This is a genomic window from Syntrophomonas curvata, assembly GCF_052976825.1.
Genome location: NZ_CM129641.1, coordinates 375,142 through 388,092 on the forward strand (window position 1 = coordinate 375,142; position 12,951 = coordinate 388,092).

Annotated in this window: 12 protein-coding genes and 5 pseudogenes; 13 read left to right on the forward strand and 4 right to left on the reverse strand. The window is 48.2% G+C overall.

Translation table 11 applies throughout. From position 1 onward, the window contains the following. Positions 1-62 precede the first annotated feature (62 nt). From ACU70B_RS01795 to ACU70B_RS01850, 12 genes and pseudogenes are all read left to right on the forward strand, one after another. Complete coding sequence (locus ACU70B_RS01795; RefSeq protein WP_447184654.1) at positions 63-386, forward strand: rRNA biogenesis protein rrp5; 324 nt, start codon at positions 63-65, stop codon at positions 384-386. Continuing rightward, the gene (locus ACU70B_RS01800) at positions 383-1,510 is read left to right on the forward strand and encodes a DUF2800 domain-containing protein (RefSeq protein WP_447184655.1); all 1,128 of its coding nucleotides are present in this window, start codon (positions 383-385) and stop codon (positions 1,508-1,510) included. Before ACU70B_RS01795 ends, ACU70B_RS01800 begins: the two co-directional genes overlap by 4 nt. A 4-nt stretch (positions 1,511-1,514) precedes the next feature. Then, positions 1,515-2,093: a DUF2815 family protein gene (locus ACU70B_RS01805; protein ID WP_447184656.1), complete on the forward strand. Its 579-nt coding sequence runs from the start codon at positions 1,515-1,517 to the stop codon at positions 2,091-2,093. After that, the gene (locus ACU70B_RS01810) at positions 2,090-4,024 is read left to right on the forward strand and encodes a DNA polymerase (RefSeq protein ID WP_447184657.1); all 1,935 of its coding nucleotides are present in this window, start codon (positions 2,090-2,092) and stop codon (positions 4,022-4,024) included. Before ACU70B_RS01805 ends, ACU70B_RS01810 begins: the two co-directional genes overlap by 4 nt. 95 nt (positions 4,025-4,119) lie before the next feature. Further along, positions 4,120-4,905 (forward strand): phage antirepressor, encoded by a 786-nt coding sequence (locus tag ACU70B_RS01815; protein ID WP_447184658.1) that lies wholly within the window; start codon positions 4,120-4,122, stop codon positions 4,903-4,905. Beyond that, positions 4,892-5,305, forward strand: coding sequence for a DUF7768 domain-containing protein (locus tag ACU70B_RS01820; RefSeq protein ID WP_447184659.1), 414 nt, complete (start codon positions 4,892-4,894; stop codon positions 5,303-5,305). The genes ACU70B_RS01815 and ACU70B_RS01820 overlap by 14 nt, the downstream gene beginning before the upstream one ends. Next, positions 5,302-6,234 (forward strand): annotated as a pseudogene (locus ACU70B_RS01825) (virulence-associated E family protein); the annotation flags it as partial. The gene ACU70B_RS01820 and the pseudogene ACU70B_RS01825, both read left to right, overlap by 4 nt. Continuing rightward, positions 6,231-6,503 (forward strand): annotated as a pseudogene (locus tag ACU70B_RS01830) (terminase TerL endonuclease subunit); the annotation flags it as partial. The pseudogenes ACU70B_RS01825 and ACU70B_RS01830, both read left to right, overlap by 4 nt. 95 nt (positions 6,504-6,598) lie before the next feature. After that, positions 6,599-6,895 carry a type II toxin-antitoxin system RelE/ParE family toxin gene (locus tag ACU70B_RS01835; protein ID WP_447184660.1) on the forward strand — a complete coding sequence of 99 codons (297 nt, stop codon included), beginning with the start codon at positions 6,599-6,601 and terminating at the stop codon, positions 6,893-6,895. Between the two features lie 29 nt (positions 6,896-6,924). After that, complete coding sequence (locus tag ACU70B_RS01840; protein ID WP_447184661.1) at positions 6,925-7,977, forward strand: HigA family addiction module antitoxin; 1,053 nt, start codon at positions 6,925-6,927, stop codon at positions 7,975-7,977. A gap of 77 nt (positions 7,978-8,054) precedes the next feature. Continuing rightward, positions 8,055-9,279, forward strand: a pseudogene (locus ACU70B_RS01845) (phage portal protein). Beyond that, positions 9,276-9,810: pseudogene (locus ACU70B_RS01850) on the forward strand (head maturation protease, ClpP-related); the annotation flags it as partial. The pseudogenes ACU70B_RS01845 and ACU70B_RS01850, both read left to right, overlap by 4 nt. Before the next feature lie 143 nt (positions 9,811-9,953). On the opposite strand, the pseudogene ACU70B_RS01855 reads toward ACU70B_RS01850, so the two are convergent. The 4 genes and pseudogenes from ACU70B_RS01855 to ACU70B_RS01870 form a co-directional block, all read right to left on the reverse strand. After that, positions 9,954-10,241 (reverse strand): annotated as a pseudogene (locus ACU70B_RS01855) (molybdopterin-dependent oxidoreductase); the annotation flags it as partial. A gap of 122 nt (positions 10,242-10,363) precedes the next feature. Then, a complete protein-coding gene (locus tag ACU70B_RS01860; RefSeq protein WP_447184662.1) occupies positions 10,364-10,651 on the reverse strand; it encodes a 4Fe-4S dicluster domain-containing protein in 288 nt (95 codons plus the stop codon). A 21-nt stretch (positions 10,652-10,672) separates the two neighbouring features. After that, positions 10,673-11,374, reverse strand: a complete 702-nt coding sequence (locus tag ACU70B_RS01865) for a cytochrome b/b6 domain-containing protein (protein ID WP_447184663.1) — start codon at positions 11,372-11,374, stop codon at positions 10,673-10,675. Continuing rightward, complete coding sequence (locus tag ACU70B_RS01870; RefSeq protein WP_447184664.1) at positions 11,367-12,095, reverse strand: MerR family transcriptional regulator; 729 nt, start codon at positions 12,093-12,095, stop codon at positions 11,367-11,369. The genes ACU70B_RS01865 and ACU70B_RS01870 overlap by 8 nt, the downstream gene beginning before the upstream one ends. 87 nt (positions 12,096-12,182) lie before the next feature. On the opposite strand from ACU70B_RS01870, the gene ACU70B_RS01875 reads away from it, so the two are divergent. Further along, the gene (locus ACU70B_RS01875) at positions 12,183-12,380 is read left to right on the forward strand and encodes a hypothetical protein (protein ID WP_447184665.1); all 198 of its coding nucleotides are present in this window, start codon (positions 12,183-12,185) and stop codon (positions 12,378-12,380) included. Positions 12,381-12,951 lie beyond the last annotated feature (571 nt).

The following is a 12,951-nucleotide window of genomic DNA, read 5'->3' on the forward strand; positions in this document are numbered from 1 at the left end:
GGTCATTGTCCCAGGCGACAGCGTGAGAGCGCTTTCAATTATTGAGGAGGGGGGTGAGGGCCATGAGCAAAACCAAGCTATTGCTGGATGTAGCGGCTAACCTAAAAAATCTGGCAGACAGCATTTGGGCTGTAGCAGAGACAATGGCGGATGGTGAGCCTAGCGGGGCTTTGAAGCCGGAAGCAGCAACTGTCAAAAAGGAAGAAAAACCTGAAACCAAAGCGGTCACGCTTGAGCAAGTCCGGGCTGTGCTGGCTGCGAAAAGCCATGATGGCTTTACCGCTGAGGTCCGAGCACTGTTGGAGAAGCACGGTGCATCAAGGCTCAGTGAAATTGACCCGGCAAATTATCCCTCACTTTTCGCGGATGCGGAGGGGCTGAAATGAGCAAACATGCTATTCTCTCTGCTTCCGGGGCGCACCGCTGGATGAACTGTACTCCATCGGCCAGGCTGGAACTGGAGTTTGATAAGAGTGAAAGCGAAGCTGCTGCTGAGGGTACCGCAGCTCATGCCCTCGCTGAACACAAGCTGCGCCGGGCACTAAAAATGCGCTCAAGGAAGCCAATCTCCAAGTACGACTGCGACGAAATGGACGCCCACACCGACGCTTACGTGGATTTTGTGCTTGAAACCATCGCCCAGATAAAGTTGACCTGCAACGACCCGTTGGTGCTTATTGAGCAGAGGTTGGATTTTTCCAGGTATGTACCGAATGGTTTCGGTACCGGCGACTGCGTTATTATCGGCGATGCTACACTCCATGTTATCGATCTTAAGTATGGGCAGGGCGTTCTGGTGGATGCCAAGGACAATCCCCAGATGAAGCTGTATGCAATTGGTGCCCTGGAACTGTTTGACGGGATATATGACATCAGCACAGTGGCCATGACAATTTTCCAGCCACGCCGGGAGAATGTCAGCACCTTCACGGTATTTAAAGAATCGCTTTATCAATGGGCGGAGGAAACATTGATACCGACCGCTGAATTGGCTTTTAAAGGTGAGGGCGACTACGTCCCGGGTGAACACTGCCAGTTCTGCCGGGCTGCGGTAAAGTGTCGAGCCAGAGCTGAAGCCAAGCTTAAACTGGCGGCCTTTGAGTTTGCCCTTCCTCCCTTGCTTTCCGATGAGGAAATTGGCGAGGTCCTTAATTTGATCGGCGACCTGACCAGCTGGGCAAATGAGATTATAGCCTATGCTACAGACGCCGCTGTGAACCATGGCAAGGAATGGCCCGGTTTCAAGGTGGTCGAAGGGCGCTCCGTCCGGAAATATACCGACGAGAAGGCGGTCGCCGAAGCGGCAAAAGCTGCTGGATATCGTGACATCTATAAGCAGAGCCTTATCACCATTACTGAGATGGAAAAGCTGATGGGCAAATCAAGGTTCAATGAAATTCTCGGCGGACTGGTTATAAAGCCGCCCGGCAAACCGACCCTGGTTCCGGTTACAGATAAGCGACCGGCGATGAGTATATCAAACGCAAAAAACGAATTTATGGAGGTTTAATATTATGTCAAATACAGCAAACAGAGTTAATCGTAGTCCTGGGAAAAATCCTACCAAGGTTATCACCGGCATTGTACGCCTATCCTATGCGAACGTATGGGAACCCAAGTCCATCAACGGCGGCGCGGAAAAATACAGTGTCAGCCTGATTATTCCCAAGTCAGACACCAAGACCGTCGCGGCCATTAATGCTGCTGTGGATGCTGCGATCGAGGAAGGCAAAGGCAAATTTGGCGGCAAGATTCCTTCTAAAGCGCAGTTAAAACTTCCGCTTCGTGATGGCGATATTGACCGCCCTGATGACGAAGCCTACGCCAACAGCTACTTTGTAAATGCCAACAGCAATACCGCTCCGCAAATCGTGGACAGACAAGTCAATCCTATCCTTGAACGTTCCGAAATCTATTCTGGCGTTTACGCGAGAGTCAGCATCAACTTCTATGCCTTCAACTCCAACGGCAACAAAGGGATTGCCTGTGGCTTGGGCAACATCCAGAAAATTCGTGACGGTGAACCGCTGGGCAGCAAATCAAGTGCTGCTGATGATTTTGCCACTGATGTGGACGATGATTTTCTGTCATGAGAACGCTTAGTATTGATTTAGAGACTTTCAGCACGGTAGACCTCGCGAGAAGCGGGGTCTATCGCTATACTGAGTCCCCGGATTTTGAAATCTTGTTGTTCGGCTACAGTGTTGACGGCGGAGGTGTTCAGGTTATTGATCTGGCCAGAGGTGAACATTTGCCGGATGAGATTTACAGCACCCTTTTAGATGAATCCATTATCAAATGGGCATATAATGCGCAGTTTGAACGGGTATGTCTGTCCCGCTATCTTAACCAGTGGCTGAAACCAAATTCCTGGCGCTGCACCATGGTCTGGTCAGCCTATCTTGGTCTGCCTTTATCACTGGAGGGCGCTGCGTTGGTCACCAGCGCAGAAAAGCAAAAGCTGACCGAGGGGAAAGATCTAATCCGCTACTTCTCCATGCCCTGCAAGCCTACAAAAACAAACGGTCAGCGAACACGTAATCTCCCCGAACACGACCTTGAAAGATGGGAACGCTTCAAAGCCTATAATGCTCGCGATGTAGAAACGGAAATGGCAATACAGGCAAAGCTGGCAAACTTTCCTGTACCGGAGGATGAATGTAAAAACTATATCCTTGACCAGGAAATCAATGACAGGGGTATCCTGCTGGACATGACCCTGGTCAGGCAGGCGATCTGCTGCGATGAGCAATCCCGGTCGGAACTGACGCGGGTTATGCAAGAGCTGACTGCACTAGATAATCCTAACTCAGTCGCGCAGATGAAGTCCTGGCTTGCTGATCATGGCCTTGAAACAGACACGTTGGACAAAGCCGCGGTTAAAGAATTGCTTAAGACCGCACCCGGCAGTCTAGGACGTGTTTTAGAATTACGGCAGAAACTAGCCAAGTCCAGTATAAAGAAATACACAGCCATGGAAAACGCAGTCTGCTCCGACGGCAGGGCGCGCGGGTTGCTGCAGTTCTATGGAGCTAATCGCACCGGGCGTTTTGCTGGACGGTTGATTCAAGTACAAAACCTTCCGCAAAACCATCTACCAGATTTGGAGGAAGCTCGCAATCTTATTCGTTCCGGGCAATTTGATGCAGCAGAGATGCTCTATGAGTCTGTACCCTCCGTTTTATCTGAACTTATCCGTACCGCATTCATCCCCCAATCTGGATTCAAATTTATTGTTGCTGACTTTTCCGCCATTGAGGCTAGAGTAATAGCCTGGTTGGCTGGTGAAACATGGCGTAATGAGGTATTTGCCTCTCACGGCAAGATTTATGAAGCATCGGCGGCGCAGATGTTCCATGTCCCTATTGAAGAGGTCACCAAAGGCAGTCCGCTGCGCCAGAAAGGGAAAATAGCCGAATTGGCGCTTGGCTACGGCGGATCGGTCGGTGCTCTAACCGCTATGGGAGCTCTTGATATGGGGCTTACTGAGGATGAACTCCAGCCGCTGGTAACCTCCTGGCGAAAGGCCAATCCCAATATTGTCCGGTTCTGGTGGGACGTTGACCGGGCTGTCAAAAGGGCGGTCAAGGATCGCGTCACTACGCAAACACACGGAATCCGTATTGGGTACCGCAGCGGAATGCTGTTCATCACCTTGCCATCCGGCAGGAAGCTTTATTATGTAAAGCCCCGAATAGAACTAAACCGCTTCGGCAGCGAATCGGTGACATATGAGGGTATTGGTGCCGCAAAAAAATGGGAACGCATCGAAAGCTATGGGCCTAAGTTTGTTGAGAACATTGTCCAGGCAACCTCCAGGGATATCCTTTGTTATGCCATGCGCCGTTTGGATGCCTTGGGCTACAACATAGTGATGCATGTTCATGATGAGGTTGTGATTGAAGCCCCGGCTCAGGCATCGGTTGATGATATCTGCCAAGTTATGGGTGAGACTCCTCCCTGGGCAAAGGGACTTTTGCTTCGCGCCGATGGCTTTGAGTGCCAGTTCTATAAAAAAGATTAGAAAAAAGTTAATGGACCGTCCGATTCCGCTCCTTGTGGTGGCGATATAGCGAAGGCCAAAAAACAAATCCAAGCCTTCGGAAAGGACGAATCCATATGAACGAATTGCAGGTATTCTCCTACGAGGGAAAAGAGATCAGAACCATCCAGAGGAACGGTGAAACTTGGTGGGTCCTAAAGGACGTGTGCGGAGTGCTGGGACTCAGCAATGCTCGCATGATTGCCGACCGGCTTGATGAGGATGATGTAAGTCTGGCTTACGTCACCGACAGCATGGGCAGGCAGCAGCAAACTAACATTGTTAACGAGAGCGGGCTTTACAACGTTATCCTGCGCTCTGACAAGCCCGAAGCCAAGAAGTTTAAACGCTGGGTTACCCACGAGGTTCTTCCTCAGATTCGCAGGCATGGAGCTTACATCACAACCTCTAAGCTGGAAGAAATCATAAATGACCCTGACTCCTGGATCAGGCTCTTGACCGCCCTCAAGAAGGAACGCCAGGAAAAAGAGCGGCTTCAGGTACAGACCGCCCAAGATAAGCCTAAGGTAGTATTTGCCGATGCTGTATCCGCATCGGACGGAACCATTTTAATCGGCGAACTGGCGAAAATTCTCAAAGGCAACGGTATCGAAATCGGGCAAAACCGCCTGTTTGAAAGGCTCCGCCAGGACGGTTTCCTTATCAAGCGCAAAGGCACCGACTACAACGCGCCAACTCAGAAGGCCATGGAACTTGGTCTTTTCAAAGTTAAAGAAACCGCCATTACCCATTCGGATGGTCATGTCACCATCAGTAAAACCACCAAAGTTACTGGCAAAGGGCAGCAGTATTTTGTCAACTACTTCCTCGGGGGAGGGGTGGATAGGGATGGACGAGCATAACAGCGAGGGCTGCCCGGAACATATAGCCACTCTTTCTTTGGACTGTGCGGCACAAAATGAAATAAGGCACCGTCCGCTGGTTTACATCTGCTCTCCTTTTGCCGGTGACACGAAACACAACCTCATCCGTGTGCTAGGCTATTGTCGGTTCGCAGTTAGCAAGGGATATATCCCCCTCGCGCCACACCTCCACTATCCACAGTTTATGGATGACAGTGACCGAAAAGAGCGCGAACTCGGACTATTTTTTGCCCTGGTTCTACTTAGTAAATGCGATGAACTATGGGTGTTCGGACACCGGGTGTCAAATGGTATGGCCCGGGAAATCAGAAAAGCAAAAAAGCAGGGCATACCCATTCGGTACTTTACCGAGAAGTGTGAGGAGGTGCAGGTAACGTGAAGATAGCAGTCGGCAACAGCCGCATGGATAAGAAATGGAAAAACAGGGACATCTCATGGGATAATTTCCTCACCCGGGTCAGCACGACGATCCGCACCACCGAAACGGTATCGGAATTCCGTAAGATGAGCCGCGCGCAGCAGGATTCCATCAAAGATGTGGGCGGCTTCGTGGGCGGCGCTTTACGTGAAGGTAAACGCAGGAACGGTTATGTCCTCTGCCGCTCCCTGCTCACCTTGGATATGGACTACGCCAGGCCAGGAATATGGGATGAAATTAATATGCTTCACGATTTCAAGTGCTGTGTTTACTCTACTCACAAACATACTCAGGATGCACTGCGCTTGCGGCTTGTTATCCCTTTGTCCCGCGAGGTCAGCGAGGACGAGTACCCCGCTCTTGGTCGCATGGTAGCCAAGGAAATCGGTATCGACTTGTTTGACGACACGACTTATGAACCCTCGCGGCTTATGTATTGGCCGTCTACGCCATCCGATGGTGAGTTTGTGTTTCAAGAAAAAGAAGGCGAACTGCTCAACCCCGATGCATATCTCGGAAAATATGCTGACTGGCGGGATACTTCCATGTGGCCGGTATCCTCGCGTCAGTCAGAAGTGGTTCGTAGCCAGATTACCTAGCAGGCAGATCCCCTTACTAAGGAAGGCGCAGTCGGTGCGTTCTGCCGGGCTTATTCCATTGAGGACGCAATTGCCACTTTTCTATCTGATGTCTATGAACCCAGCACCATAAATGGCTGTTACGACTATATCCCTGCTGATTCTTCAGCGGGACTGGTAATATACGATGGCAAATTCGCCTACAGCCATCACGCTACTGATCCGGCCTGCGGCAGGCTGCTGAATGCCTTTGATTTGGTGCGAATACACCGCTTTCGCGACCTCGACGACAAAACCGCTTTGGATAGGGCTTTAAGGATTTGTCCCCGCCTACAAAGGAATTGATGAAACTGACTTTGGAAGAAAAGATTGCGCATGGCGGTCAGCCGGTGCTTAGATGGATGATGGACAATATCTTCATCAGAACTGATCCGGCCGGCAACATCAAGCCGGACAAGGAGAAAAGCACCGAGCGGATTAACGGCGCTGTGGCGCTGATCATGGCGTTGGACCGAGCAATTCGTTGTGGTGCAGCAAATTACAGATCTGTTTATGATGATCGTGGGCTCCTCGTTTTCTAAATTTACCTCTGAGGTTAACTTCAATCTTGACCTTGCTATCTGTTCGTGTTATAGTAAATTTACCTCAAAGGTAAATTGCAAAATGAGGTGATGGATTGCATATAGAGTATAAGAGCCGTGGACTCAAAAAGGTATGTACAAACGCTCACGAGGCCGAAAAGAAGCACGGAAAAGACATGGCGGCGAAGATACACCAGCGAATAGATGAAATAACCGCTGCGGATTCCGTCGAAATGCTGATTCAATATAAAATTGGCGGCTGCCACATACTAAAGGGAGATAGAAAAAAACAATATGCCATGGTTTTAATTCAGCCCTACCGCCTCGTTTTCGAGATGAAAGATTCTGAGATTCAAATTGTCCGTATCATAGGAATTATAGACTACCATTAAATCTGTGGCATAATAAGGAGGTATCACAGATGGTGAGAAGTCGTACAATAATTGCATCACCACCAGGCGCGACCATAAAGGAGCAGCTTGTTACCAGAGGAATGAGCCAGAAAGAGTTTGCTCGGAGAATGGATATGTCTGAAAAGCATATCAGTAGGCTTATCAATGGTGAAGTCCAGTTGACCCCTGACATGGCCATGCGTCTTGAGATGGTGCTTGGAGCTCCTGCACAGTTTTGGAGCAGGCTAGAGTCAGTCTATCGTGAAAAGCTTGCAAAGGCCAACGCCGAGAATGAAATGGATGCAGATATAGAAATAGCAAAAAAGTTCCCTTACAAAGAGATGTCAAAAAACGGATGGGTTCCGGAAACAAGCGAAGCTAAAGAAAAGGTGATTCATCTCCGTAAACACTTTGAAGTAGTTCGGCTTGGTCTGCTTCAGGACTCTTTAATTCCGGGTATAGCCTGCAGACGCTTAGCTGACCATGAAAAAGCCGATTACGCTTTGTATGCATGGGCGCAGAAAGCTAAACTTGAGGCAAGACACGTCAATACGAAACCCATCGATATAAACAAGCTCGCAAATATCATACCGCACATTAGGAAGATGACGCGGGAGGATCCTGGGATATTTTGCGGCGAGTTAGTAACTATGCTTGCCGACTGCGGTATAGCGATTGTTTTTCTTCCTCATATCGGTGGATCATTTTTGCATGGTGCTACATTCTATGACGGAGATAAAATTGTCATGGGACTGACTGTGAGAGGCAAAGATGCAGATCGCTTTTGGTTTAGTCTTTTCCATGAAATTGCCCACATTATTTATGGGCACATTGGTCAGCCGAATGGCACTTCAGATGCGGATGAGTCTGCCGCGGATGAATTCGCTAAGGAGACTCTAATCCCAAGCGAGGAATTCGATTCGTTTATTGCAAAAAAAGATTTCACTAAATCATCAATTATTCAATTTGCTAATATGATTGAAATTGATGCTGGCATTGTAGTCGGAAGGCTGCAAAAAGAAGGTTATATCGAATATAGTTGGCACAACGACTTAAAAACCCAATATAAGATTATTGCATAGCATAAAGCTAAGCGAATAAAAAAGCATCTGCTGAAAACAGGTGCTTTTTTCATGCCCATTTTCAGGAGGAACGATTTATGAAAATACCTTTTCTTTCGGGCTTGCTGAAGCCCCGAGCCAGTCCTAAAAATCGTCTGTATGGCAGCACATACAGCTTTTTTTTCGGCGGGACCGCTAGCGGCAAAACCGTTAATGAAAGAACGGCCATGCAGACCACCGCGGTATATGCCTGCGTTCGCATCCTGGCGGAAACCATAGCCAGTCTGCCACTCAATATTTACCGATCCACGGGCAATGGCAAGGAGAAAGCCATAGACCACCAGCTATATTATCTGCTCCATGATGAGCCTAATCCGGAGATGACTTCATTTGTGTTTCGGGAAACACTGATGAGTCATCTTTTATTATGGGGCAACGCCTATGCTCAAATTATCCGAGACGGGCGGGGCAAGGTACTGGCCCTCTATCCCCTACTGCCCGACCGCATGACAGTGGATCGGACAACTGATGGAGAGCTCTATTACGAATACCGCAAGGACACCGGATATGTAATCTTAAGGCCGGAAGATATCCTGCATATTCCCGGGCTTGGTTTTGACGGATTGGTGGGCTACTCCCCCATCGCTATGGCCAAGAACGCCATCGGCATGGCAATCGCCACCGAAGAATATGGGGGCAAATTCTTTGCCAATGGAGCCAGTCCGGGCGGAGTTTTAGAGCATCCCGGAGTAGTCAAAGACCCGGCCCGAATCCGGGAAAGCTGGAACGCGGTCTACCAGGGCAGCGGCAACGTCCATCGGGTAGCTGTGCTGGAAGAAGGCATGAAATTTCAGCCGATAGGCATTCCGCCGGAACAAGCGCAGTTTCTTGAAACCAGGAAGTTTCAGACCGAGGAGATTTGCCGGATCTTTCGGGTGCTGCCCCATCTGGTGGCTAACTTGGATAAAGCCACTTTCAGCAACATCGAGCATCAATCTATCAGTTTTGTAGTCCATACCATCCGGCCTTGGCTGGTAAGGCTCGAGCAAGGAATAAAATAAAGCTCTGCTCAGCCCATCCGAAAAAGGCCGGTATTTTGTGGGTTTTGTGGTGGACGGACTATTGCGGGGCGACTATGCTTCGAGGATGCAAGGCTACGCCATAGGTATTCAAAACGGCTTCTTAAGCCCCAACGATGTAAGAACCTTAGAAAACATGAACACCATCGAGCATGGCGATATTTATGCCATGAACGGTAACATGCTGAAGCTTGAAGATGTGGGCGCGTATGCCAATACCAACAGAAAGGAGGTCAGCCAATGAGCAGAAAGTTTTGGAACTGGCTAAAAAACGAACAGAATCGACCCCTCTTTTTAGATGGGTATATCGCTGAGGACAGCTGGTTCGAGGACGATATTACCCCCAAGCAGTTTAAAGACGAGCTCTACGCTGAGGATGGTGATGCTCAACTCTCCAGGCGGTGATGTATTTGCCGCCAGTCAAATCTACACCATGTTAAAAGAATATCCTGGACACATCACCGTCAAAATCGAAGGGCTTGCTGCCAGCGCGGCTTCGGTAATCGCCATGGCGGCAGACGAGGTTCACATGTCTCCGGTAGCCATGATGATGATCCATAACCCCGCCACCGTCATATTCGGGGAAATATCTGACCTTAAAAGCGGTTTTGCCATGCTGTCCGAGGTTAAAGAAAGCATCATCAATGCCTATGAGCAGAAAACCGGTTTATCAAGAGCCAAAATTTCGCACATGATGGATGCCGAAAGCTGGTTTAATGCCTGGAAAGCAGTGGAGCTGGGCTTTGCCGACAAAGTCCTATACACAACCGAAGAACACCTAACCGAGCCGCCCAGTGCGGCTTGTGTAAATATATTGGCGTAAACACGAGGCCAAAAACAGATATGAGCCACACCGGTGAAATTAGGCGTTCCAAAAGCCTTGGCGAAACGAGCTCCCAGATTTTCGTAAGGCCGTCCTGTTCCGTGCATCATACCGAAATACTGTGGCCCGTTCTCGCGTTTTATTTTGAGCAGTCGCTCCGCCATCTCATCCAAGGCTTCATCCCAGGATATTGGCTCCCATTTATTTTCCCCGCGTTTGCCTGTTCTGCGCAACGGCTGCAGCACCCGGTCGGGGTGATACAGTAGTTCCGCTGAAGCAGCTCCCTTGGGGCAGATGTAGCCACGGCTGGTAGGGGTTTCTGGGTCTCTTGTTCTCCTTCCATGTGAACCAGAACTTGACATCCTCCGTGGCACATACGGCATGCTGATCTAATTATCCTGGTATTTTGCATATTGCACCTCCGATCATTGAAAATCGTTGCCTGATCGGCAATCGTCAAGATATTAAACACTTAGAGTGTGTCGGGCCGAGATACCAGGCATTATTACTTTACTGTCCGAAGGTTTTGACGATGCCTCCTATGCCTATGGTTGGGAATGGCAGGTGATATGTCCACTTTTTCGAGATCGCGGCGTGAGATTATGGCGTTCTGTGGGCATGCTTTGACGCATTTCAGACATCCTACGCACTGTTCAGTCTTATCTATGTGGGCATGTTTATGGAATATAACATTTACTTTACCAAGTACTTCTTTTGGACAGGCTTCAATACACTTGCCGCAGGCAACGCATTTTTCGATGTTTATCATAATATGATCCGTAGATTTGCCCATTTTGCTAACCCCTTTCCTGGTTCACCGAGGGGCTTTCCAGAGGGAATGGTATTTATCTGTATATGCTTTGGAAACTCGGCCATCCCGTAGAACCCGGGCTGTATCCGGATTGACGAAAAGAGAAAGGAAACCATGCCCGATGACCATTATGGTTGCCAAGCATCCCAGTAAACCATGAATGCACCAGAACAACTCCTTTCTACTGGCAGGACTATGAAAGCCATGTTCCATAATGATGGCGCTGACCAGCAGGCCAATCAACACCAGTAAGATCGACCAGTAATATATCTTTTGCCCGGCATTAAATCTTCCGGCTGCTAACGGTTTAGGATCAGGGGATAAATATCCACCCAGCTTCAGCAACCAAGGCCAGTCATATTGCTTGAATGTTGCGCCACGAACCCATCCAAGCAGAGTTATCAAAGCGATAATGAAAAATATGACTCCTAACCAGCCATGAAGTCGACCTGTATGGCTTAGTGTACTATCCAGAACGATCTGCATAAAACCAGTCACTGCCAAAGTCAGGAACCCGAGCAGCATCAGCCAATGGGATATCCATTCCCGGATCCCGAATCTGCGCACCAGAGCACCTAGGTCGGTTCCTTTGCGCGATACTGGATGGGATCCAAGAGCTATGTAATAAAGCAGACAGCCTGCTATGGGTAGGCTGATAGCCGCGATCCATACTAGCAGTTTGTGCGATGCGTAAAACTCAATCATTTCTGCCATCTCCTTTGTTAGCCTGCTCTGCATGGTCATGGATGAGAAAATATTCACGGTAGGCTTTGACCGTGAGGAGAGTTTTCACTTTTTCCAACCTAGCATAAATCTCCTTGATGGGCAGATGCTGTTCATCGTCGTCCCGGTGAATGATCCGATCATGAACCAGCTCGGCTTCCATGCGGGCACATTGCAGAAAGCTGCTGTAGAGTTTAAGGTCCTGAAGTTTTACCCCCATGGCCACTAATCCTTTTAAGGCTCCTGCCACAGCAAGGTCAAAGCTATCAAACGTGCAGTTCCCCACTTTAGGCGACGGGGAGATAATCCCTATATCGATCAATTGGCTTAAATCCCTGTCGGTAAGGCCGGTCTTCGCTAAAAAGGAAACTTCATCAAATTGCTGGTCTGCTCCATCATCCTGGAACTGGCCAAACAGATGATCAAACAAAATCAGATGGTCTTCTTCTCTGGGATCATGGCCTTCACGTTTTGCCTTCAGAACCTCCTTGATGACCGCCAGAGGTAAGTAGCGTTTTTCCTGGAGTTCTTTAATGAAGCGGATATCATCAACCGTTGACTCATCGTAATAGGCCATGTTTTTACTGGTGCGTATCGGTGGCAGCAGTAAACCTTCACGGAGATAGAAGTGAATTGTCTGCTTGGATACGCCAGATAAACGTACCAAGTCGCTCATCTTACATAATTTAGTCTCTTGCGTCATGGTATACTCTCCTACAATCTTAATTATGTATAGTATATAGCGACACTATACACGATGTCAAGAGATTACCCAGGGGACGTTCTTTTTATGAAATGCATTTTTGGGGGATGGGGGATCTGGATCTTTCCGGTTTACAATCTTCAACAGTCGAAAGATTACATCGGTTGGACTGCGGGCGGCAAGCGCGAGGAAACCCGCATAAAAAAGTCTCATAAGATCTTTTATGAACTGAAATCAGGTGATGCGTACATGGGTATGAAGAATAATGCAAAAGACTGGGGCTAGAATAATGCTTTGCACACCCCTAGACGAAAATGCGCACCCCCTCCTTGAAATCGTTGAAAGATTGACCAGGGGTGTGCATTTGTATCATTTTATAGTAGGGTAGCCAAAAAATGGGTTTAATACCAAATAAAAAAATATAATAGTAGTGCCATATTGGGACTATTTCAAGGCTTTGCGAAGTAAATTTTGCAAAGCCTTTTTCTAATTTTATTTACTTAGCGCATTCCTGGATAATGCAGGAAAAACGAGATTAATTGTAGAAAAGTATAATAATTATTAGCGCAAAAAATCTTAGGCATATTTAAAGGAGAATTAAATTTGAATGTTAAGTCGATTATTTATGAACGATTGGAGATCGACGGTCTTTTAAAGACTCTCCAGTTAGATGCAAGCAATACAAGAAGAAATATGACCGTTGCATTTTGCGATGAATATGATGAGCCTAGAAACGGACCGTTCCATTTTCTTGATCATCAGGATGAACAACGTTTCCAAAATAAACTATGCAGATGCACGAAAAGGAAGTTGAGTTCACAACGATATCTAATAAAAGATAATGAGTATACCTTTA